At 63.3% G+C, this 21177-nt stretch carries 18 protein-coding genes; 8 read left to right on the top strand and 10 right to left on the bottom strand.

What is annotated here, in order from left to right:
- Positions 1-24: 24 nt before the first annotated feature.
- Positions 25-588, bottom strand: coding sequence for a flagellar transcriptional regulator FlhC (flhC, locus tag ACQ4W6_RS11860; protein ID WP_436567399.1), 564 nt, complete (start codon positions 586-588; stop codon positions 25-27).
- Positions 589-630: 42 nt separating this feature from the next.
- Positions 631-948: a flagellar transcriptional regulator FlhD gene (gene flhD / locus ACQ4W6_RS11855; RefSeq protein ID WP_034758381.1), complete on the bottom strand. Its 318-nt coding sequence runs from the start codon at positions 946-948 to the stop codon at positions 631-633.
- A gap of 606 nt (positions 949-1554) precedes the next feature.
- Here flhD and kynU point away from each other — a divergent pair.
- From kynU to ACQ4W6_RS11840, 3 genes are read left to right on the top strand one after another with little or no spacing between them, the layout of a single operon-like run.
- Positions 1555-2805: a kynureninase gene (kynU, locus tag ACQ4W6_RS11850; RefSeq protein WP_436567398.1), complete on the top strand. Its 1251-nt coding sequence runs from the start codon at positions 1555-1557 to the stop codon at positions 2803-2805.
- 20 nt (positions 2806-2825) lie between these two features.
- A complete protein-coding gene (gene kynA / locus ACQ4W6_RS11845) occupies positions 2826-3698 on the top strand; it encodes a tryptophan 2,3-dioxygenase (protein ID WP_436567397.1) in 873 nt (290 codons plus the stop codon).
- Positions 3699-3707: 9 nt separating this feature from the next.
- A complete protein-coding gene (locus tag ACQ4W6_RS11840) occupies positions 3708-4253 on the top strand; it encodes an RBBP9/YdeN family alpha/beta hydrolase (RefSeq protein WP_436567396.1) in 546 nt (181 codons plus the stop codon).
- A gap of 58 nt (positions 4254-4311) precedes the next feature.
- Here ACQ4W6_RS11840 and ACQ4W6_RS11835 read toward each other — a convergent pair whose 3' ends face one another.
- The 3 genes from ACQ4W6_RS11835 to ACQ4W6_RS11825 form a co-directional block, all read right to left on the bottom strand.
- Positions 4312-5349 (bottom strand): hypothetical protein, encoded by a 1038-nt coding sequence (locus tag ACQ4W6_RS11835; RefSeq protein WP_436567395.1) that lies wholly within the window; start codon positions 5347-5349, stop codon positions 4312-4314.
- A gap of 407 nt (positions 5350-5756) precedes the next feature.
- Positions 5757-7676, bottom strand: coding sequence for a molecular chaperone HtpG (gene htpG, locus ACQ4W6_RS11830; protein ID WP_436567394.1), 1920 nt, complete (start codon positions 7674-7676; stop codon positions 5757-5759).
- 261 nt (positions 7677-7937) lie between these two features.
- A complete protein-coding gene (locus tag ACQ4W6_RS11825; protein WP_436567393.1) occupies positions 7938-8501 on the bottom strand; it encodes a LysR substrate-binding domain-containing protein in 564 nt (187 codons plus the stop codon).
- Here ACQ4W6_RS11825 and ACQ4W6_RS11820 point away from each other — a divergent pair.
- On the top strand, positions 8492-9307 hold the full coding sequence (locus tag ACQ4W6_RS11820) for an amidohydrolase (protein ID WP_436567392.1): 816 nt from the start codon (positions 8492-8494) through the stop codon (positions 9305-9307). The genes ACQ4W6_RS11825 and ACQ4W6_RS11820 overlap by 10 nt on opposite strands.
- Before the next feature lie 109 nt (positions 9308-9416).
- Here ACQ4W6_RS11820 and ACQ4W6_RS11815 read toward each other — a convergent pair whose 3' ends face one another.
- Positions 9417-10868, bottom strand: a complete 1452-nt coding sequence (locus tag ACQ4W6_RS11815) for an aminotransferase-like domain-containing protein (protein WP_436567391.1) — start codon at positions 10866-10868, stop codon at positions 9417-9419.
- Between the two features lie 135 nt (positions 10869-11003).
- Here ACQ4W6_RS11815 and ACQ4W6_RS11810 point away from each other — a divergent pair, with 135 nt between their 5' ends.
- Both ACQ4W6_RS11810 and ACQ4W6_RS11805 read left to right on the top strand, forming a co-directional pair.
- The gene (locus ACQ4W6_RS11810; RefSeq protein ID WP_436567390.1) at positions 11004-11918 is read left to right on the top strand and encodes a DMT family transporter; all 915 of its coding nucleotides are present in this window, start codon (positions 11004-11006) and stop codon (positions 11916-11918) included.
- A gap of 152 nt (positions 11919-12070) precedes the next feature.
- Complete coding sequence (locus ACQ4W6_RS11805) at positions 12071-13264, top strand: aminotransferase-like domain-containing protein (protein WP_436567389.1); 1194 nt, start codon at positions 12071-12073, stop codon at positions 13262-13264.
- An 87-nt stretch (positions 13265-13351) separates the two neighbouring features.
- Here the strand turns inward: ACQ4W6_RS11805 and ACQ4W6_RS11800 are convergent, their stop codons facing one another.
- Complete coding sequence (locus tag ACQ4W6_RS11800) at positions 13352-13666, bottom strand: hypothetical protein (RefSeq protein ID WP_436567388.1); 315 nt, start codon at positions 13664-13666, stop codon at positions 13352-13354.
- Between ACQ4W6_RS11800 and ACQ4W6_RS11795 the strand changes: the two genes are divergently transcribed.
- Complete coding sequence (locus ACQ4W6_RS11795; RefSeq protein ID WP_436567387.1) at positions 13665-15023, top strand: diguanylate cyclase domain-containing protein; 1359 nt, start codon at positions 13665-13667, stop codon at positions 15021-15023. The two genes, ACQ4W6_RS11800 and ACQ4W6_RS11795, sit on opposite strands and share 2 nt — an antisense overlap.
- Positions 15024-15047: 24 nt before the next feature.
- Here ACQ4W6_RS11795 and ACQ4W6_RS11790 read toward each other — a convergent pair whose 3' ends face one another.
- The 3 genes from ACQ4W6_RS11790 to ACQ4W6_RS11780 all read right to left on the bottom strand — a co-directional run bounded on the left by ACQ4W6_RS11790 (position 15048) and on the right by ACQ4W6_RS11780 (position 19899).
- A complete protein-coding gene (locus tag ACQ4W6_RS11790; protein ID WP_436567386.1) occupies positions 15048-16628 on the bottom strand; it encodes an FGGY-family carbohydrate kinase in 1581 nt (526 codons plus the stop codon).
- A gap of 71 nt (positions 16629-16699) precedes the next feature.
- Positions 16700-18292 carry a glycerol-3-phosphate dehydrogenase/oxidase gene (locus ACQ4W6_RS11785; RefSeq protein ID WP_436567385.1) on the bottom strand — a complete coding sequence of 531 codons (1593 nt, stop codon included), beginning with the start codon at positions 18290-18292 and terminating at the stop codon, positions 16700-16702.
- Positions 18289-19899 carry an FAD-binding oxidoreductase gene (locus tag ACQ4W6_RS11780; RefSeq protein WP_436567384.1) on the bottom strand — a complete coding sequence of 537 codons (1611 nt, stop codon included), beginning with the start codon at positions 19897-19899 and terminating at the stop codon, positions 18289-18291. Before ACQ4W6_RS11780 ends, ACQ4W6_RS11785 begins: the two co-directional genes overlap by 4 nt.
- Before the next feature lie 176 nt (positions 19900-20075).
- Here ACQ4W6_RS11780 and ACQ4W6_RS11775 point away from each other — a divergent pair, with 176 nt between their 5' ends.
- Positions 20076-21143 (top strand): AraC family transcriptional regulator, encoded by a 1068-nt coding sequence (locus tag ACQ4W6_RS11775; protein ID WP_436567383.1) that lies wholly within the window; start codon positions 20076-20078, stop codon positions 21141-21143.
- Positions 21144-21177: the final 34 nt, after the last annotated feature.

Here is a 21177-nt window from a genome sequence, read left to right as displayed (position 1 = left end):
CGTTATCCATACAGGCTCAGCGTATCAGGCAGCCAGGGCCGACGGCGCTGCGGCGGCCGCTTCATCGCGCGCCTTCTTGGTCTTGCCGGCACGCGAAGGCATGTGGCACAGGCCGCAGACATAATCGGCGTTCAGGTCGAGGCAGTTGACGACAAACTTGCCACCGCACTTGCCGCAAGGCGCCATGGACAGCATCTTACTGCTGAAAAAGCGCACCAGGGTCCAGGCGCGGGTCAGCGACAGCAGCGGCTCCTCGCCTGCTTCGGGCGGCATCTGCTCCAGATACAATTTGTAGGCTTTCATCACCGCCTCGATGCCAGTCGCACCGGCGTGCTCGACGAGGAACTTGTGGATATTGATGAACAGCGAGGAATGGATATTCGGTTGCCAGGTGATGAACCAGTCGGTGGAAAACGGCAGCATGCCCTTGGGCGGCGAGACGCCCTTCAATTCCTTGTACAGATTCAACAGGCGTTCGCGCGACAGCGAGACTTCGGTCTCCAGCAATTGCAAACGGGCGCCCAATTGGATCAATTCGATGGCCAGCTGGATTTCTTGTGCTTCCGATACGACACTTTTCTTGGCCATGCTAGTTGCTCCGGGATTGAGTCAGGTCAAACAGGGGCATGATCAAGCGATTTCTTCGACGCCCTGGCCGGCCATGAGAATGGCGGCGTGCGACTGGGCCAGCGAGCGGTCTTTATTGTAGTTCGTCAGCATGCCAAGGATGGCACTGTCGTCGAAACGGAAACGGGCCAGCATCATGTTGCCACCAGCCAGTTTCAGGATCTGCGCATTGCTCATGCCTTCGATCAATTCGGCGATTTCGGCGGCAATGCCCAAACGAAAGATGGCCGTTACTTTGTCCGCACGAATCATTTGCTGAGCCAGCATCAGGTAGCTCAGGTTGGCGTCGCGAATCTCAGCCATCATATCGTTAGCAGTCATTGTCCATCTCCTCAATCCGTTGAATTCAGCTGACAGTATGTTTGTTGCCAGTGGGATACATTCTGCAGGAGCAACATCAAACGCAACAGAGGCGTAGCACTGTATTTTTGGTCGGGAAATGGCGGATACAAGCGTAGGTGTTTGTCTGACAAACACTGCGCAATCATGGTCGCACGCCCGTAAAGGCGTGGATACTGGAGGGTGCATGGCGTCAGATTTAGCTGACTTTTGGCCTGCATTTAATATCACTTTTCTACAACAACTTGACCTCAGTCAAGCCCATCTACCTATGTAACGGCAGCCTCAACAGGAACTTTAGGACTTTTTTGAAAAATGTTTCAAAAAACTTGCTCACCCTGCCGACAGATTTTCACCGTTCATGTAATCGTTGACGGCAGCGCCTTGCAAAACTTTAGGGAGTTTTGAAAATATTTTAAAAAATCGTGATTTTTTTCGTTGACGCCCCGCAAACGGGTATTTTTCGCCATCCTGCATGCAGGTAATCACGCTTTCATGGCTGGATTTGTTACACTGCCACTTTTGCGTGATACTTTAAGCTTCAAGCAATATCATGCCATCCAGACAAGTATCGACATGAAAGCCACCATGATTTCTCGACATGATTGCAATGCGCGCGACCTCGACGACCCGCTGGCGCCGCTGCGCCTGCAATTCGAGTTGCCCGCTGGCGTGATTTACCTCGACGGCAACTCGCTGGGCGCGCGGCCGAAGGCGGCCCTGGCCCGCGCCCAGCAAGTCATCACGGCCGAATGGGGCACGGACCTGATCCGCAGCTGGAATACGGCTGGCTGGTTCGACTTGCCCAAGCGCCTGGGCGACCGCCTGGCGCCGCTGCTGGGCGCTGGCTCGGGCGAAGTGGTCATCACCGACACCACCTCCATCAACCTGTTCAAGGCCCTGGCCGCCGCCCTGCAGATGCAAGCGGCCGATCCGGCGCGCGCTGCGCGGCGCTGCATCGTCAGCGAACGCAGCAACTTCCCCACCGACTTGTATGTGGCACAAGGCCTGGCTGCCTGGCTCGATCGCGGCTACACCTTGCGCCTGGTCGACAGTCCAGAGGAACTGGTACAGGCCATCGATGCCGATTGCGCCGTCGCCCTACTCACGCACGTGAATTACCGCAGCGGCTACCAGCACGACATGGCCGCCGTCAGCAGCCATTGCCACGCGCAGGGCGCGCTGGCGCTGTGGGACCTGGCCCACTCGGCCGGCGCCGTGCCGCTGGACCTGAACGGCGCGGGCGCCGACCTGGCCGTCGGCTGCACGTATAAATACCTGAATGGCGGCCCCGGTTCGCCCGCCTTCATCTGGGTGCCGGAAAAGCACCAGGCGCGCTTTCGCCAGCCCTTGTCCGGCTGGTGGGGCCACGCCGCGCCATTCGCCATGGAACCCGGATTCACCCCGGCCGACGGCATCGCCCGTGCCCTGTGCGGCACGCAGCCTATCGTCTCGCTGGCCCTGGTCGAATGCGGCCTGGAGATCTTCGCGCAAACGAACATGGAAGCGATCCGCCGCAAGTCGCTGGCCCTGACCGATTTGTTCATCGCACTGGTAGAACAGCGCTGCGCCAGCCATCCGCTGGGCCTCGTCACGCCGCGTGAACATGCACGGCGCGGCAGCCAGGTGAGTTTGACGCACCCGCACGGCTATGCCGTAATGCAGGCGCTGATCGCACGCGGCGTGATCGGCGACTACCGCGAGCCTGCCATCATGCGCTTCGGCTTCACGCCGCTGTACACCAGCTTTGCCGACGTGTGGGATGCCGTCGAGATCCTGCGCGACATCCTCGACACGCAAGCCTACGACATCGCCGCCAAGCGCGACGCGGTCACCTGAACCCGGATAACGAGAAGACCATGAGCAAAGAAAACAGCAGCGGCTGCCCAATGCACCCCAGCGGCCCGCAGGACGCGCAGTGGCATGGCGCGCAGATGGACTTCAGCGAATCGATGAGCTACGGCAATTACCTGGCGCTGGACCGCATCCTCACGGCCCAGCATCCGCTGTCGCCCAACCACAACGAAATGCTGTTCATCGTGCAACACCAGACCAGCGAATTGTGGATGAAGCTGATGCTGCATGAAATGCACGCCGTGCGCGCCAACCTGCAAAGCGGCGAGCTGGCGCCCGCCTTCAAGATGCTGGCCCGCGTGGCGCGCATCATGGACCAGCTGGTGCACGCCTGGGACGTGCTGGCCACCATGACGCCGCCCGAGTACACGGCCATTCGCCCCTACCTGGGCGCCTCGTCCGGCTTCCAGTCCTACCAGTACCGCGAAATCGAATTCATTTTGGGGAACAAGAACGCCGCCCTGCTGAACGTACATACCACGGCACCCGAGACATATGCAGTGCTCGATGCCGCCCTGCGCACGCCGTCCGTCTACGATGAAGCCATCAAGCTGCTGGCGCGCAGCGGCCTGCCTATCGCCCCCGAGCGCCTGAACGCCGACTGGACCCTGCCCACCAGCCCCGACGCCTCCGTCAAGGCGGCATGGTTGGAAGTCTACCGCGACCCGTCGAAACACTGGGCCTTGTATGAACTGGCCGAAAAGCTGGTCGACCTGGAGACGGCCTTCCGCTTCTGGCGCTTCCGCCATGTGACGACGGTGGAGCGCATCATCGGCTTCAAGACAGGCACGGGCGGCACGGCTGGCGTGAGCTATTTGCGCAAGATGCTCGACGTGGTACTGTTCCCGGAGTTGTTTGCACTACGTACAGAACTTTAAGGAGCGTCGATGTCGCCTCTCGTCCTGACCCTGGCCGGCCTGTGGAATTCCGGGCCGCAGCACTGGCAAACCCACTGGGAAGCGCGCCACCCGCAATGGTCGCGCGTGCCGCACCGGGAATGGCAGACGCCGGACAAGGACGAATGGGTGGCAGAACTCGATCGCGCCATTGCCGCCTGCCCGCGTCCACCCGTGCTGGCGGCGCACAGCCTGGCATGCGCGCTGGTGGCCCACTGGGCTGCCGGCGCTTCGCCGCACCGAATCGCCGGCGCCCTCCTCGTCGCCCCCAGCGATGTGGAAGCGCCCTCCTACCCTGCCGGCACGACGGGCTTTGCTCCCATGCCGCTGCAAGCCTTGCCCTTCCCGACCCTGGTCGTCGCCAGCGGCGATGATCCCTACGTCAGCTTCGCACGGGCGCGCGCGTTTGCCGCCGCCTGGGGCAGCGAATTGACCATGATTGGCGACGCAGGCCATATCAATGGCGATACCGGCTACGGTCCCTGGGCTGATGGCGAACAGATGCTGCTGGACTTCTGCGCCGCACACCAGCCCTGAGCCTGTATCAAGGCAACCGCAGCGCATCGACAATCCAGGCCATAGCAATTAGATACAATCAGCGGCTGGCCGCCAGCCTGCGCTGCCACAGCGCCACGTCAATCATGACACCGTCCGCACCCGTATTGCGGATGTAGACGCGGTAGCTGCCCAGCCCCAGGTTGCCATCGAGGTAGGCGGTGCGCTCGTTGCGCTGCAGCCTGGCGCCCTTGGCCATCTGGCGGTAACGCTCGACCACGCTGTCGAAACTGGCATAACTGCGCAGCGCCACTTCCAGGTCGCGCGGCGGGCGCCCTTCGGCGTGGTCCAGCACATTGTTCTGTTTCTTGCCCTTGAGCGTGAGCGGATAGGCAAACACGCCGGCGCCGGCCGACGTCAGCACCGTCGATTTCTCCAGCAGCAACGGCAGCAGCGCAGGCGGAAACGCGGGCGGCAACTGGGCGCGGTTCCAGCCTGGCAGCGCAGGCTGCGCCAGCACATATTCAACACTGGCGATCTTTTGCCCGGCGGCCCCCGTCTCCTTGTCACCGGCGATCAGCGCCAGCATGGGCGGCAGCTGCCTGGCCCAGGCCAGCAAGGGCGCCGCCTCGCCCACCAGCATGCCCTTGCGGTGAAATACCGTCAGCACCGCATTCGGATCGGGATTGCAGACCTTCGCCAGCGGCTGTCCATCAAGACGGCAATGGCCGTTGACCAGGCCAAAGGCGATGATGGCGCCGCGCTTGTCGAGCAGCATGGCACCCCGTTCGCGGCCCTGCATGCGGTCGTTCATCGACGCCAGCAACTGGCGGCCATCGGGCAGCAGCGTGCGCGTGGCGTCGCGCTTTTCGCTGATCGCTTCGAGCGCCTGCTCCAGCAGTAATTCATCGTCTTCCGTGTAGTTGCCACGTGCATAGCCGAAAAAATCGAACAGGGCAGCCCGCACTTGCGGGTCTTCGCTCAGGCGCGGCAAGGGGCCGCCCGCCAGCAGCGAGGACAGGCTTTTCCCGGATGCCGGCGCTTGTGCCGCACTGGCGCTGGCTATCTGCGAAAGGAAACTGGCGGCCACCAGCAAGGCGCCGCCCAGGGAACGGTAGTTCGATAAGGTGATATGCATGTTTCTGTCTGCCTGGGATCTACCCATTATTCCGGCCACGCGTGGCGCGTCGGCGATTTTAGCATGGCGCCAGCGCGCACGCCGTGCGGCTGGCGCGCGGTGTGCGGCCGCCAATCCGACATGTGCGCCCTGATTTTGTGCTGCTCCTTCGTGCGCAATCCACGCCCCCCTGCTGGCGCCCGGCACACAGCTGGCTGATATCACCGCCCCGCACATGCTGCTGCAGGCCGCGCCGGAAGCGGCCGCAGATGCGGTCACCGCCTTTTTCACTGGCCTGTCAGCCCCGCAAGTACCCGCTTAAGCGCGCCCAGGCCAGCCATCAGACGGCTCTTCATGATGCGCCCCAAAGAAAAAGCCGGCCCTCTCACTGGGAAAGGGCCGGCCAGGCTGCGTCTACGACAAGGAGATTACTTCGCCGAATTGAGCAGCAATTCGTTGAGGCGCTTCACAAAACTAGCCGGATCGGCCAGCGAACCGCCTTCGGCCAGCATGGCCTGGTCGAACAGGATGTTGGCCCAATCGCCGAACTTGCCACCTTGCGCATCTTCGTACTTCAAGCGCGCCACCAGCGGGTGATTCGGGTTGATCTCCAGAATCGGCTTCGATTCCGGCGCACTTTGACCGGCAGCTTTCAGCATGCGCAGCAAATTGCCCGACAATTCATTGTCATCGGCCACGAGGCAGGCTGGCGAATCGGTCAGGCGGAAGGTGACGCGCACGTCCTTGGCCTTGTCGGCCAACACGATTTTCATCTTGCCAACCAGGTCGGCGTACGACGTTTCCGTTTCTTCGTGCTCTTTCTTTTCCGCTTCGTCTTCCAGCGCGCCCAGGTCCAGGCCGCCCTTGGCAACGGAGACCAGTTCCTTGCCTTCGAAGTCTTGCAGGAAGGACAGCATCCATTCATCGACACGGTCCGTCAGCAGCAGCACTTCGACGCCCTTCTTGCTGAAGATTTCCAGGTGCGGGCTGTTCTTGGCAGCGGCGTAATTGTCGGCCGTGACGTAGTAAATCTTGTCCTGGCCTTCCTTCATGCGCGCCACGTAGTCGGCGAACGAAGTAATTTGCCCGTCGCTGTCGTTGGCCGTCGAGGCAAAGCGCAGCAGCTTGGCCAGACGCTCCTTGTTGGCCGCGTCTTCGCCGATGCCTTCCTTCAGCACCTGGCCAAACTCCTTCCAGAAGATGGCGTACTTGTCCTTCTTGTCCTGCTCGTCGGCGTTCGCCAGTTCTTCCAGCATGCCCAGCACGCGCTTGGTCGAACCTTCACGGATCACCTTGACGTCACGCGATTCCTGCAGGATTTCGCGCGACACGTTCAGCGGCAGATCGGCCGAATCGATCACCCCGCGCACGAAGCGCAAATAGGTTGGCATCAGCTGCTCGGCATCGTCCATGATGAAGACGCGCTTGACGTACAGCTTGATGCCGCCACGCTTGTTGCGGTCCCACATGTCGAACGGCGCCTTGGCCGGGATGTACAGCAGCTGCGTGTATTCGCTGCGGCCTTCGACCCGGTTATGGGTATATGTGAGCGGCGCCTGGAAGTCGTGCGAGACGTGCTTGTAGAATTCGTCGTACTGTTCCGGCGTGATGTCGGCCTTGTTGCGGGCCCACAGGGCGCTGGCCTGGTTGACGGTTTCGAATTCGTCCTTCAGGACGGTTTCTTTCTTTTCTTCGTCCCACTCTTCTTTCTGCATCACGATCGGCAGCGAGATATGGTCCGAATATTTGCGGATGATGGACTTGATCTTCCAGCTCGACAGCAATTCGTCTTCACCTTCGCGCAAATGCAGGGTGATGTCTGTGCCGCGGCCCGTTTTTTCGATGGTCTCGATGCTGTAATCGCCTTCGCCAGCCGATTCCCAGCGCACGCCATCAAGGGCGTCCACGCCGGCTCGGCGCGTTTCCACGGTAATCTTGTCGGCGACGATGAAGCCCGAATAGAAGCCCACGCCGAACTGGCCGATCAGGGCCGCGTCTTGCTGCTGGTCACCCGACAGCTTGCCGAAGAATTCCTTGGTGCCCGACTTGGCGATGGTACCCAGGTGCGAGATCGCCTCGTCACGGGTCATGCCGATGCCGTTGTCGGAAATGGTGATGGTGCGCGCATCCTTGTCGAAGCTGACCTTGATCTTCAATTCGTGATCGTTACCGTACAGGGCGTCGTTATCGATCGCTTCGAAGCGCAATTTGTCGGCCGCGTCGGAGGCGTTCGAGACCAGTTCGCGCAGGAAGATTTCCTTGTTCGAGTACAGGGAATGGATCATCAGATGCAGCATTTGCTTTACTTCAGTCTGAAAACCCAGGGTTTGCTTTTCGGAGACAGCCATGTTTACCTCATAGTCTTGTGGATGGATGGGACGGATTTTATTGAATTGGGGATGATCGAGGCGATTTCAAGATGCCAATAAGCAAATCCCCCCCCGCTCCAGATCAACACCGGAGAGGAGAGAGATGCTCTCCCATCCTGATGCCCGCGTACAGGCAGCCTGAACGGCCAGCCAGGAGCTGCCAGCCTTCCAGCGCGCGCACCCGGCGCGACAGCCTGACAGCGAACAAGCCCGTGTTCCTGAAGCAGGATCTGGGTATGTTCAATCTTGAAAATGGTCGTGTGCAAAGCCTCGAAACAACTTCAAGGGGGGAGGCTCGCTGCATCCCGCCATGCTGACCAGCGCATACCGCCCCAGGCGCGCAACGCTGGGCTGGACCTCGATGACCTGCAGCTTGCCTGCGGCGATCCTTGCCTTGGCGGTCGCGAACATGCCGAAAAAAATAGCGTCGGTGACTTCGACGACGTCCAGCATGCCGTTGATATCTTCGCTGTTAATCGCCATTATCCCATTCGGATGCGCCTCGGCGCCCAGTTCGGTGGCCAGATTGCGCGAAATTTCATCGCTCAAAGGCGTCGACATCACGGGATATTGACGCAACATGGTGAGATCAATCTGCTGCTGGAGCCGCAGCGGATGGCCGGCGCGACCAATAAAGCCGCCCGCCAGCGGAGTCAGTGGCTCGATGCGTAAATCTTCGAAGGCGGTCAATGCCCTCAGGTCAATTGCAATGATATTAACCGTTTCATTGCGCAATGCCTGGGTGAGCAGGCTGACCGATCCCCGCGAAACATGCACCTGCACTTTTGGATTATATGTTGCCATCTGAATCAGAAACGGCGCCACACAGCGAAGATGAACACATCGGCGCGCGCGCCATGATGGACGCGGGGGTGTTGGACAATCCAAAAGTGGACGCGGTGTTCGGCTTGCATCTCATTCCGGGGTATTCCGTGAGCACGATCGGCTACCGGCCAAGCGCGATCCTCGCGTCGGGCGACACCTTTGCGATCAAGGTGAGCGGCAAGCAGACGCATGGCGGCTTCCCATGGAATGGCATCGATCCGATCGTCAGTGCCGCACAGATCGTGATGGGCCTACAGACCGTGGTTAGCCGTCAATTGAACTTGACGAAGGAGGCCGCTGTTATTTCCATCGGTTCGATCCACGGCGGAAATCGCGAGAATATCATTCCCGAGAACGTCGAATTGCGTGGAACGGTGCGCACCTTTGATAATCAGATGCGCGACGACACGCTCAGCCGGATGCGCATCACGGCCGAATCCATTGCGCAAGCAAGCGGCGCGAAGGCGGAGGTCCATTTCTTGAAGCCGTCTTACCTGGCCACGGTCAATGATGCGAACTTGACCGAGCAGATGCTGCCGACGATGAAGCAAATTGCCGGGCAAAAAGCCATCCTGGTGCCGAAATCGAGTGCCTCGGAAGACTTTTCCGAGTTCCAGCAAAAAGTGCCGGGCGTGTTCTTTTTCCTCGGCTCGACCGATCCTAAAAAGGATGCGGCAACAGCTGCGCCCAACTATTCGCCCAAGTTTGAAATCGATGAGGCGTCGCTGGCCATCGGCACCCGGGCGATGACCGCACTGGCGCTCGACTTCCTGTCGCTGCCGTAAAGCGAGCCGGCGCCAGGTGCGCGAGCAGGCGCGTGCCAGGCCGAAACCGCACAAGCACATGCAGCAAAAATCATGTTGAAGTGCCAGACAATTCCTGACCTGGGTGGGCTCAACGTCCCAGCTCACGGGCAAAAAATGCCCACACGCGTTCATCCTGCACGGTCGCCAGGTTCAGGCGCATGCAGGTCGATGGCAGCTGGCGCGGCGAAAACAGGCTTCCCGGCGCCAGCACCAGCCCTTCGGCCAGCGCCTTTTCAGCCAGCACATTGGTGTCGCAGGCTGCATCGGCCCAGACAAACATACCGGCCGGCGCAGGGTCGAAATGCAGGCCGGCCTGCTCGATGCGGCGGTAGCTGGCGTCGCGCACCTTGTCGAGGCGCGCGCGCAGGCGCTCGGCGTGCTTGCGGTACAGCCCCTGCGAGAGGATTTTATATACCACCCGTTCGCCGATATCACTGGTGGTGAGCGTGGCGAGCATCTTGCGGTCGGCCAGGCGCTGCGCCCGCTCCGGCGAAGTAGCGATGAAGCCGACGCGCAGATTGGCCGACAGGCTCTTGGAAAAGCCGCCCAGGTAAATCACGCGGCGCAACTGGTCCAGCGCGGCCAGGCGCGTGGCCGGCTGCACCAGGCCAGCTGCACCGGGATGCATGTCGCAGTAAATATCATCTTCGACGATGAGGAAATCGTGCTGTTCGGCCAGACGCAGCACCTGGAAGGCCTTGGCCGCCGACAGCGATGTCGAGCTGGGATTGTGCAGCACCGAGTTGATCACAAACAGCTTGGGACGGTGCAGCGCTGCCATCTCGGCCAGCAGCGCGATATCCGGGCCGTCGGCCAGGCGCGGAATGCCGATGACGTTCATGCCCATGGCGGCAAAGGCGCCAAACATCATCCAGTACGCGGGGTCGTCGACGAAAATGGTGTCGCCGGGACGCGCAAACTCGCGCGCCACCAGGTCCAGCGCCTGCATCACGCCTGCCGTGGTGACGATCTGCTCGGGCGGGCAGGCGATTTCCAGCCCTCCCAGTTTCAGCTGCAACTGTTGCCGTAGCGGCAAAAATCCCTGCGGCATACCGTAACCCAGCAGCAAGGCGCCCGGCTGGCGGCTGACCTCACGCAAGGCGCGCGCCACCAATTCGCCATCGAGCCACTCGGCAGGCAGCATGCCGGAGCCAGGCGCGGGGCCGCCTGGCGTCTGGCGGAACATATTGCGGATCAGCCAGACCACGTCCATGGGCTGCGCCCGCAGCTCGACCGCGCCAGGCGGCTGCGGCAGCGGCAGCGGCGTATTCAGCGCCGAGCGCTCGCGCACGAAAAAGCCGGCCCCACGCCGCGATTCGAGGTAGCCGCGCGCCACCAGCTTGTCGTAGCTGGCCACCACCGTGGCGCACGACACGCCAAGGCTGGCAGCGCACTGGCGGATGGAAGGCATGCGCGCGCCGCCGCGCAGCAGCTTGTCGTCGATGCGCGCCGCCAGTGAACGGACGATCTGGTCGATCAGGGTTTCGCCCGAGGCGCGCGACAGCAAAGGCAGCGGTGGTGATGCAGGTGTATTGCTCATCTGACCATCACAGTATAGGAAATTATGCATCAAAGTGTATTTGTACTGTACTGCTATTCAGTTCTAGGATAGCAGCATAGGGCACATAAAACACATACATTCACGCGCCCCCACCCCACCAGCACCAGGAAACCCATGCCATTGCACGCCAGCGCCGCCCCCGCCAGCCAGCCGCCCCGCCTCAGCGCCGACCGCAAGGGTCTGCTGCTGGGCTTGATCGCCGTCGCGCTCTTCAGCCTGACCCTGCCGTTCACGCGGCTGGCCGTGGCCGAACTCGATCCCACCTTTGTCGCCCTGGGCCGCGCCCTGGTGGCGGCCACCTTGGCGGGCCTGTGGCTGTGGCACCGGCGCGCGCCCTTGCCGCAGCGCGAGCAATGGCTGCCGCTGGCGCTGGTGTCGCTGGGCTGCGTGCTGGGCTTCCCCTGGCTGACCTCGATCGCCATGCGCAGCCTGCCCGCCTCGCACGGCGCCGTGCTGGTCGGCATCTTGCCGCTGGCGACCGCCGTGTTTGCCGTGCTGCGCGGCAAGGAGCGCCCCTCGCCTGGTTTCTGGCTAATGGCGCTGGCTGGCACGGCGCTGGTGGTGGTATTCGCGCTGCGCCAGGGCGGCGGCAGCTTCCACCTGGCCGATATGCTGATGTTCGCCGCCGTGCTGCTCGGTGCGCTGGGCTATGCGGAAGGCGGGCGCCTGGCGCAAGCCATGCCGGGTCAGCATGTGATTTCCTGGGCGCTGCTGCTGGCCGTGCCGTTCGTGCTGCCGGTGGTGCTGTGGAATGCCTGGCCGCAGCGCGCGCTGATGGCGCAGGCCAGCGGCGCGGCCTGGCTGGGCTTTGCGTATATTTCCGTGTTTTCCATGTTCATCGGCTTTTTTTTCTGGTACCGCGGCATGGCGCTGGGCGGCGTGGCGCGCGTGGGCCAGACGCAATTGCTGCAACCATTCCTCACCCTGCTGGGTGCTAACGTGCTGCTGGGCGAGCCATTGACGGGTGCCAGCCTGCTGTTTGCTGGCGCCGTGATCGCCGTGGTGGCGGCCGGACGCAAGCTGAAATAAGGCGCGGATGCACCGCAGTGGGCTTCCTGACAAGTACGTCGTACAATACCGCAGCAGTTTGGGCGGCGCCTACCCGGCGGCGCCTGTTCAAGGCCGCCACAAGCGGACCATAAAACCAGCCGGCGCAGCTCGGCATCTTCTGTGAGACTCGTATGAAAATTGACAATCCGAATCCGATCCAATGGCGCTTTGCCGAACGCGCGGAACAGCTGCAAAGCTCGTTCATCCGCGAAATCCTGAAGATCACGCAGCGCCCTGAAATTATCTCGTTTGCCGGCGGCCTGCCTTCGCCCGCCACCTTCCCCGTCGAGGAAATGAAGACCGCCTTCGACAAGGTCCTGTCGAACAATGGCAAGGTGGCCCTGCAATACGGCCCCACAGACGGCTATCTGCCGCTGCGCCAGTGGATCGCCGACTCGCTGTCAAGCACGGGCAGCAGCATCGCGCCGGAACAGGTGCTGATGACGTCCGGCTCGCAGCAGGCGCTGGACTTGCTGGGCAAGGTACTGATCGACGAAGGCAGCCGCGTGCTGGTGGAAACCCCCAGCTACCTGGGCGCGCTGCAGGCGTTTTCCGTCTACCGTCCCGAATTCGTTTCCGTCGATACCGATGATGAAGGCCTGGTGCCGTCCTCCATCGCCCCCGTCGCCGATGGCGCGCGCCTCCTGTACGCGCTGCCGAACTTCCAGAACCCGACGGGCCGCAGCCTGTCCGTGGCGCGCCGCGTGGAATTGGTGGAAACCTGCGCCCGCCATGGCCTGCCGCTGATCGAAGATGATCCGTACGGCGCCTTGAGCTACAGCGGCGAGCCGTATCCGAAGATGATCAACATGAATCCAGATGGCGTGATCTACATGGGCTCGTTCTCCAAGGTGCTCACGCCCGGCATCCGCCTCGGCTACGTGGTGGCGCCGCTGCCGCTGGTACGCCGTTTGGAACTGGCCAAGCAGGCGGCCGACCTGCACACCTCGCAGCTGACGCAGATGGTGGTGCATGAAGTGATCAAGGACGGCTTCCTGGATCGGCATATCCCCAGCATCCGCAGCCTGTACGGCAATCAGTGCCAGGCCATGCTGTCGGCGCTGGAAGAACACTTCCCGGCCGGCGTCAGCTGGACCAAACCGGAAGGCGGCATGTTCATCTGGGTCACCCTGCCGAAACACATCGACGCGATGAAACTGCTCGACGAAGCCATCGCCAGCAAGGTGGCCTTCGTGCCGGGCGCGCCGTTCTATGCGAACACGCCGGAAACGCACACCCTGCGCCTGTCCTTCGTGACGGTGCCACCAGAACGCATCCGCGAGGGTATTGCCATCCTGGGCAAGCTGATCGCCGCAAAAATGTAATATGCTCTTCACGCCCCGCAGCCAGCGGGGCGTCCCCCTCTTCCCCCACCAGCACCGGCACGTCTCTTTTTCCTTCAAAAACAGTCTTTACGGCAACAACTTCGTACATTTATTTTTAAAAATGTCATAAATATAATATTCTACTGCATTATAGAGTGTCGATTTTTCACCCAAAGAATTGGCAAAGCGGTATGATTTGGCCAACGTATCAGATTTGAATCCGGTCAGCCTTTGACTACACGTGTACATGCGCTCACGGTCCGCGCTCTGCGGCCAGGGCAACACCTCCGTCACCACCATGTCCGCCGCCATCTTCGGCGGCCATGGCTTGCGGGGCTTCGGCATCACCGAAAGTGCAGCAAACGCTGGCTCAGCGCAGAACATCCGAAAGGCCGGTACCATGAGTCCAGGCAGTGTGGGGTATCCCCAGCGGCGCGAAGCCGCCATTTTGATTGTCGATGATGCGCCGGCCAACCTTGAGCTGCTGCGCAAGCTCATGAGCGAACAGGGGTATCAGACTTACGTTGCCACGTCCGGCGAACGGGCGCTGGCGATCGCCCAGCGCGCCCACCCTGACCTGATCCTGCTCGACGTGCTGATGCCGGGCATGGATGGCATCGAAACGTGCTACCGCCTCAAGCAGCATCCGCTGACGAAGCGCATCCCCGTCATCTTCATGAGCGCCAAGACGGAAACGGAAGACGTGGTCGCCGGCTTCGACTGCGGCGCCGTCGATTACATCAGCAAGCCGCTGCGCATGGCCGAAGTGTGCGCGCGCGTGCGCGCCCAGCTGCAGATCCGCAGCAATAACGAAACCCAGCAGGAACAGGCCGAACGCCTGCGCACCATCGTCAACAACATGGCCGAGGGCCTGCTGATCATCGAGGCCGATGGCCGCATCCAGTACACCAATCCCGCCTGCGACCAGTACCTGGGCTACCGCGAAAACGAACTGACCGGACGTTCGATCGGCGAGCTGCTCAGCCCTCTGGAGACGCAGGAGTATCTCGATTATTTTGCCATGTACGCGGCCAATCCGGAAACGGCGCACAACCACGGCACGCGCGAAGTGGCGATCCGCCACCGCAATGGCGAGGCGCTGAGCATGGACCTGACGCTCACGCCCATGTATCTACGCCAGCCCCTGTATATCGGCCTGCTGCACGACATCACGCACCACAAGCAGTCGGAAGACGCACTGCAGCGCGCCGCCTACCTCGACCCGCTGACAAAGATCGCCAACCGCCGGCATTTCGACAGCTTCCTGGAAAAAGAATGGCAGCGCGCCGTGCGCGGCGGCAGCGCCCTGTCGCTGGTGGTGCTCGACGTCGACCACTTCAAACTCTACAACGACAGCCTGGGCCACCCGGCCGGCGACAGCTGCCTGCAGCAGGTGGCGCAGGCCATCGCCTCGCACGCCGGCCGTTCGGGCGACCTGGCGGCCCGCTACGGCGGCGAGGAATTCGTCCTGCTGTTTGCCGAGACGGACGCCGACAGCGCCCTGCACCTGGCCGAAGCCATCCGCGCCCACATCGAAGCGCTGCAACTGCCGCACCCCCGCTCCGCCACTTCGCCCTGGATCACCGTCAGCATCGGCGTGGCGACCATCCACCCGCACCAGCTGGACGACCGCAAGGCACTGTTCGTCGCCGCCGACCGCGCCCTGTATGTGGCCAAGGAAGGGGGCCGCAACCAGGTCCGCGCCACACATTCGGGCAGCACGGCCTGGGAAACGGTCAAGGCGCTCGTCCTGCGCTAGCTGCTTTCACATTCACCTTCACCTTCACTTTTCAGGATAGCCAGTAATTTCCGCGATCTCGCGGTATAGCGGTTGCAGCCGCGCATACATCTTCTGGTACACGCGCCGGTACAGCTGTTCATAGATTTTCCGGTGCTCGGGATGCGGCTGGAACACCCGGCCCTTGCGCGTCATGGCTTGCACGGCGGCGGGAAAGTCAGCATGCCAGCCCAGGCCCACGGCGGCGGCAATGGCCGCGCCCAGGCCCGAACTTTCATACACGTGCGCGCGCGCGGCGGGCAAGCCGAAGATATCGGCCGTCAGCTGCATGGCGGCGTCGCTTTGCGAGCCACCGCCGGCGATGCGCAGCTCGGTGATAGGGATGCCGCTGCGCTGTTCGATGCGCTCCTTGCCTTCGCGCAGCGCATATGCCAGCCCTTCCAGGATGGCGCGGTACATGTGTGCGCGCGTATGCACGTCGCCAAAGCCGATCATGGCGCCCTTCGCTTCCGGCCCCGGCACCTTGATGCCGGGACTCCAGTACGGCTGCAGCATCAAGCCCATGGAACCGGGTGGCACGGCGTCGACCAGGCGGTCGAACAGCGCCTCGGCGGAGAGTCCCGTGCCATCTTCGGCGGCGGCGGCCCGTTCGCGGTCGCCAAACTGTTCCTTGAACCAGTTGACCATCCAGTAGCCGCGAAAGATCTGCACTTCCGTGCTATAGGCGCCCGGCATGGCGGCCGGATACGGCGGGATGAAGCGCGTCACTTCCACGTATTTGCGGTTCGTCGTGTTGATGGTGGCCGTGGTGCCGTAGCTGAGGCAGGCCACGTGCGGCTCGACGCAGCCGGCGCCCAGCACTTCGCAAGCCTTGTCGGCGGCCGCCGCCAGCAAGGGCGTGCCCTCCGGGATGCCCGTCGCCGCAGCGGCAGCCTTTGTTATGGCGCCCATGCGCGTGCCCGGCGTGACCAGTTCGGGCAGCATCGAAGGCTTGAGCGCGAGAGCCTGCCACTTCCAGTCGAAGCGCCCGGCCCAGGCGTGGCGCTTGTAGTCGAACGGGATATACGCCACTTGCGAACCCGTCGAATCGAGATACTTTCCGCACAGGCGGTGGTTCAAAAACCCCGACAACAACAGGAATTTATGCGTACGGCGCCAGATCTCGGGCTGCTGCGCGGCGATCCAGTTAATCTCGGCCTCGCGGCGAAAATACGCGATCGTGCCATCGAGGCGCGTGGCGCGAAAAATGGCCCGCCACCAGGGCGCCAGCCGGGGAATGTCGCGCGTGCTGCGCTGGTCCAGCCAGGTGATTGCGGCACGCAAGGGCGCGCCATGCTCGTCCACGTTGACGACCGTGCCGCGCTGCGTGGTCACGGCCACGCCATGCACCGATGATTTTTCAATGGCTGTACTGCGCCACAGCTGCTGGCACGCTTCGCACACGGCTTGCCAGTAGCCATCGGCGTCATGCTCGGCCCAGCCAGGGTGCGCGGAAAAATACGGTTCCAGGAACACTTGCGCCTTGGCCGCCAGCTTGCCTTCTTTATCAAACAACAGCGCACGCACGCTTTGCGTGCCATTGTCGATAGAGAGGATATAGGGACCGGCATGCAGCGGCGCGCTCATGGCAACGCCAACGCCAGGTCAAACAGGATGGTCTCGATGCTGTTCTCCTTTTTATATTTTTTATCATTTATTCATTCGCCCTGCGGCACGCTGTAATGGCTGCGCCACAGGGCCAGGTAGCGCTCCTGCTCCGCTTCCCAGCGCGCATCGTCCCAGCCAAGTTCGCCCTGGCAGATGGCGCGCAGGCGCGGCATGATGGCAAGCGCGCCGCCAGCGAGCTGCAGGCCGAGGCGCGTGCGCCGCAGCAGCAAGTCGTCCAGGTGCTGCACATCTTCCTGGCGCGCGCCCCAGCGCAGCTGCGCCCACAGGGTTTGCGTGCCGGGCACCGGCGCCAATTCGCCATCGTGCGCCGCATCGCACAGCGCCTGCGCGGCCGCGCCATGGCGGCCCAGCAGGCGCTCACGCTGTTGGCCATCGAGCGCCATGGCCTTGCCAGCCAGCGGTGCTGGCTGGTCGAAAATGGGCAACGGCCGCAAGTGCGCCTGCCAGCCTGGCAGCAGCGGCGCGGCGCGGCGCAGCGCGTCGAGGGCGATCACGCGGAACGTCGTCAGCTTGCCGCCCGCGACCGTCAGCAAGCCGTTTTCCAGCCATAGCGCATGTTCGCGCGCTTCCTTTGACGGGTCAAGCTGGCCGCTGTCGATCACGGGGCGCACACCGGAAAACGTGGCCAGCACATCTTTTTCACCCAGCGCCAGCTGCGGGAACTGCCACTGCAATGCGGCGAGCAGATAGGCGAGTTCAGCGCGCGTGATGGCCGCCTCGTTTTCCAGGCTGCCAGCGTGATCGACATCGGTGGTGCCCACCAGGGTCACGCCCTCCCACGGATAGGCAAACACGGGGCGGCCATCGTGCGGATGCATCAGGCTGACGGCTTGCGCCAGCGGCAAGCGCCAGGCGGGCAGCAGCAGATGGCTGCCGCGCAAAGGCCGCAGTTTCGGCTGCGCACCCACTTGCCCGCGCAAGTTGTCGGCCCAGGCGCCCGTGGCGCTGATCACCAGGCGCGCACGCACGGCAGGCGTGGCGCCGCCAACGGCATCTTTCAGCGTGGCGCCCACGACTTTTCCTGTTTTTTCATCCCCCTCGCGCAGCAAGGCGTCCACGCCCAGGTAATTGACGGCCACGCCGCCGTGGCGCCGCGCTTCCTGCAGCACGCGCAGCACCAGGCGCGCATCGTCCGTCTTGGCATCCTGGTACAGCATGCCGCCGCGCAAACCCTCACGTTCGATGTGCGGCGCCAGCATGGCAAAGTCCGCCGCATCGACGTAGCGGCGCGCGCGCCGGCCAGCCATGACGTCATAGATGGCCAGGCCCAGCATGAACTGGCGCCGGCCCGGCTTCCTGCCGAGATAATCGCCAAAGGCAAAGCCTTGCGGCTCGACCAGTCCCGCCGCATCCGTCAGCAAGGCTTGCCGTTCATGCACCGACTCGCGCGTCATCGCGAACTGCCCCTGTTTGAGATAGCGCAAGCCGCCGTGCACCAGTTTCGATGAGCGGCTCGACGTGCCCCAGGCGAAATCGCGCTGTTCCACCAGCAGGGCTTTCAAGCCGCGCCGCGATGCTTCGAGCAAGATGCCGGCGCCCGTGATGCCGCCGCCGACGATCAGCACATCCCACTCGCGCGCCAGGATGGCGGGCAAATCTTCCCTGAGCAAGCCATGGTTCACAATATGGCCCCGGCATCAGGCAGCAATTTACCGGGATTCATCATGCCCTGCGGGTCCACCTGCCGAAACAGCGCGCGCATGGCCGCGATACCCAGCTCGCCCTTTTCGGCCGCCAGCCACGGCGCGTGATCGGTGCCCACGCCATGCTGATGGCTGATGGTGCCGCCGTTGGCCACGATGGCCGCGCTGGCCGCGTCTTTCAGGCTGCGCCAGCGCGCCATGTTTTCCTCGAACGTGGGCGCCAGCCGGTACACATAGGTGGTGTAGACGCTGGCGCCCTGCGCGTACACGTGCGACAGATGCGTGTACGCGTGCACTTGCTCGCCATGCGCGGCCAGCGCAGCGGTACCGGCCTGCTCCAGCGCCGCCATCATCAAAGTCACGCGGGGCCAGTCGACGGCCGTCTCCACCGTGTCGATCACGTAGCCATGCTCCCAGGCGCCATTGCGCAGATACACATTGCGAAAGCGCCCCTGCTTCCATTTGTCGCCCATGTGGCGCCCCACGTGCACGCCTTTGTTGCGCCGCGCCAGCGACAAGGCGCCACGCAAGGCCGCGCGCGCCGGCCCCGCTTCCCCGCTGACGCCCACCATCAGCATGCACTTGCCGTCGCCGCAGCCGCGCAGGGACAAATAACGTTCCAACAGTCCCACCAGTTTCTTGTGCCCGGCCAGGGTCAGCATGGTTTGCGTCTCCAGTGCATTCGACAGGCGCAGCATGGATAGCTGCAGATCGGCCTGCGCCAGCGCCCGCACGGCCGCTTGCGCCTGCGCCCAACTGGCAAAGAACACGGCGTGGAACGCTTCATAGGGCGGCAGCGGCACGATGCGCACGGTGGCCTGCGTGACGATGCCCATCCTGCCTTCCGAGCCAAGTACCATTTCGCGCAGGTCGATGCCAGCGGCCGAGGCAGGAAACGTGGGGATCGTCAGGGTACCGGCCGGCGTTTCCACTTCGCCGCCCGCGAACAGATGCTCGATGCGGCCATAGCGCAGGGACTGCTGGCCAGACGAGCGCGTGGCGATCCAGCCACCCAGGGTCGAATACTCGAACGACTGCGGATAGTGTCCCAGGGTATAGCCGTGCGCGCGCAACTGCGCTTCCAGGTCGGGGCCATACACGCCCGCGCCAAACGTGGCCAGCTGCGCTTCGCGGTCCAGGTGGCCCAGCGCGCACAGATGCCTGAGGCTGAGCGCCAGCACGGGACGCGCGCCCGGCGCCACCGTCAAATGCCCGGCCACGCTGGTGCCGCCGCCGTGTGGAATCACGGCCACGCAAGCCTGGCGTGCGTAGTCGAGCAACTGGCGCACCTGCTGCGCGCTGTCTGGAAAGGCCACGCCATCGGGCACGGCACCGATGCGGCCGTGGCGCAGCTTGAACCAGTCGGGCAGGCTTTGACCCAGCGCATGGCGCACGCGCGTGGCCGGCGCAGTATCGATCAGCGGATGCGGCACCAGGCGCGAAGCGGGCACCCGCGCGCAAGCGTCTTCGAAGCTGGCGTCCACGCTGGGGCTGCCCGGCCCCAGCCGCTCGCCCAGGAATGCCAGCGCCTCCCCGCTCAGCGCATACACGATGCTCTCGTCCCCCCAGCCATTCCAGCGTTGCATCAATGCTCCCTTGTCAGTCCCAGTTGCGCGCCACGGCGGCTTGCTATACTGTTCTTTCCTGATCTATTGCCTGATCTATTGCCTGACCTTCTTGCCAGATCTAATTGCCAGATCAATAGCATATGCCGCCACAGACGACGGGTATTGGTTTTTCATGACAATCGCATTGTTCCATCATGACACGCACTGACAGCCACCACGCGCAAGGGCGGGTCGCGGCCGCCTATCTGCAGCCGCTGCTGGAGGCGGCTGGCGCGCATGGCATTGATGGCGCCACCCTGGCGCAGGCAGCGGGCGTGGCGCCGCACAGCTTGGAGGCGCCTACGGCCACCCTGGCCGCGCGCGACTATGTGCGCTTGCTCGACGCAGGCGCCAGCCTGGCGGGCGACGCGCATTTCGGCCTGCACGTGGGCCAGCGCGTGCGCATGGGCACGTATAGCGCCTATGGCTTGATCTTGCTCAGTTGCAAGGACGTGGGTCAGGCGCTGGAACAGACGGCCCGCTATGAACGGCTGGCGCACGACCTGGGCCGCTCTACCCTGCTGCGCGACGGCGCCCTCGCGCATTACCGCTGGACCAGCCACTACCCGGCCGCCAGCCGGCACCTGGTCGACAGCGTCTTTGCGGGCATCCGCGTGTGCGGCGACTGGCTGGCCGGCATGCCGCTGCCGCCGGCCCAGCTGGCGTTCACCCACGATGGCGGCGGCGACTTGCTGTGCCACGCCACGCACCGCGACGAATACGTGCGCGTGCTGGGCAGCCTGCCCGCCTTCGGCGCCGACGCCAACACGGCCACGTTCGATGCACAAGTACTGGACTGGCCCGTGCCGAACGCCGATGTCAGCCTGTATCCCGTGCTATGCCTGCATGCGGAGCAATTGCTGGCGCAGCGCCAAGGCAATGCTGGCAGCGTGGAGGGCATCGATGCGCAGGTGCGCACTGCCATCGCCGCCGGCCTGCGCCACGGTGCGGCAAGGCTGGCCGATGTGGCCGCCGCACTGGCCGTCACGCCGCGCACCCTGCAGCGCAAGCTGGCCGACGCGGGCACCAGTTTCCAGGCCGTGCTGGACCAGGTCCGCTATGGCCTGGCGCGCGACTACCTGCGCCAGCCGGGCGTGTCGCTGGTCGACATCGCCTTTTTATTGGGCTACCAGGAGCAAAGCGCCTTCAACCACGCGTTTCGCACCTGGGCCGGCACCAATCCCGGCGCCTGGCGCGAACAGGTCCGCCAGCAAGCCTTGTAGGCGTGTTCCTGGCATGCGCAGCAGGTTTTCTGGC

Source organism: Janthinobacterium woesei (genome assembly GCF_051380875.1).
Lineage (GTDB): Bacteria > Pseudomonadota > Gammaproteobacteria > Burkholderiales > Burkholderiaceae_D > Janthinobacterium.
This window is presented reverse-complemented; position numbering and strand designations above follow the sequence as displayed.

Bases quoted from the DNA above. Each gene is read 5' to 3' on its own strand.
- flhC (WP_436567399.1), bottom strand. From the start codon at position 588: ATGGCCAAGAAAAGTGTCGTATCGGAAGCACAAGAAATCCAGCTGGCC.
- flhD (WP_034758381.1), bottom strand. From the start codon at position 948: ATGACTGCTAACGATATGATGGCTGAGATTCGCGACGCCAACCTGAGC.
- kynU (WP_436567398.1), top strand. From the start codon at position 1,555: ATGATTTCTCGACATGATTGCAATGCGCGCGACCTCGACGACCCGCTG.
- kynA (WP_436567397.1), top strand. From the start codon at position 2,826: ATGAGCAAAGAAAACAGCAGCGGCTGCCCAATGCACCCCAGCGGCCCG.
- ACQ4W6_RS11840 (WP_436567396.1), top strand. From the start codon at position 3,708: ATGTCGCCTCTCGTCCTGACCCTGGCCGGCCTGTGGAATTCCGGGCCG.
- ACQ4W6_RS11835 (WP_436567395.1), bottom strand. From the start codon at position 5,349: ATGCATATCACCTTATCGAACTACCGTTCCCTGGGCGGCGCCTTGCTG.
- htpG (WP_436567394.1), bottom strand. From the start codon at position 7,676: ATGGCTGTCTCCGAAAAGCAAACCCTGGGTTTTCAGACTGAAGTAAAG.
- ACQ4W6_RS11820 (WP_436567392.1), top strand. From the start codon at position 8,492: ATGTTGCCATCTGAATCAGAAACGGCGCCACACAGCGAAGATGAACAC.
- ACQ4W6_RS11825 (WP_436567393.1), bottom strand. From the start codon at position 8,501: ATGGCAACATATAATCCAAAAGTGCAGGTGCATGTTTCGCGGGGATCG.
- ACQ4W6_RS11815 (WP_436567391.1), bottom strand. From the start codon at position 10,868: ATGAGCAATACACCTGCATCACCACCGCTGCCTTTGCTGTCGCGCGCC.
- ACQ4W6_RS11810 (WP_436567390.1), top strand. From the start codon at position 11,004: ATGCCATTGCACGCCAGCGCCGCCCCCGCCAGCCAGCCGCCCCGCCTC.
- ACQ4W6_RS11805 (WP_436567389.1), top strand. From the start codon at position 12,071: ATGAAAATTGACAATCCGAATCCGATCCAATGGCGCTTTGCCGAACGC.
- ACQ4W6_RS11795 (WP_436567387.1), top strand. From the start codon at position 13,665: ATGAGTCCAGGCAGTGTGGGGTATCCCCAGCGGCGCGAAGCCGCCATT.
- ACQ4W6_RS11800 (WP_436567388.1), bottom strand. From the start codon at position 13,666: ATGGTACCGGCCTTTCGGATGTTCTGCGCTGAGCCAGCGTTTGCTGCA.
- ACQ4W6_RS11790 (WP_436567386.1), bottom strand. From the start codon at position 16,628: ATGAGCGCGCCGCTGCATGCCGGTCCCTATATCCTCTCTATCGACAAT.
- ACQ4W6_RS11780 (WP_436567384.1), bottom strand. From the start codon at position 19,899: ATGCAACGCTGGAATGGCTGGGGGGACGAGAGCATCGTGTATGCGCTG.
- ACQ4W6_RS11775 (WP_436567383.1), top strand. From the start codon at position 20,076: ATGACACGCACTGACAGCCACCACGCGCAAGGGCGGGTCGCGGCCGCC.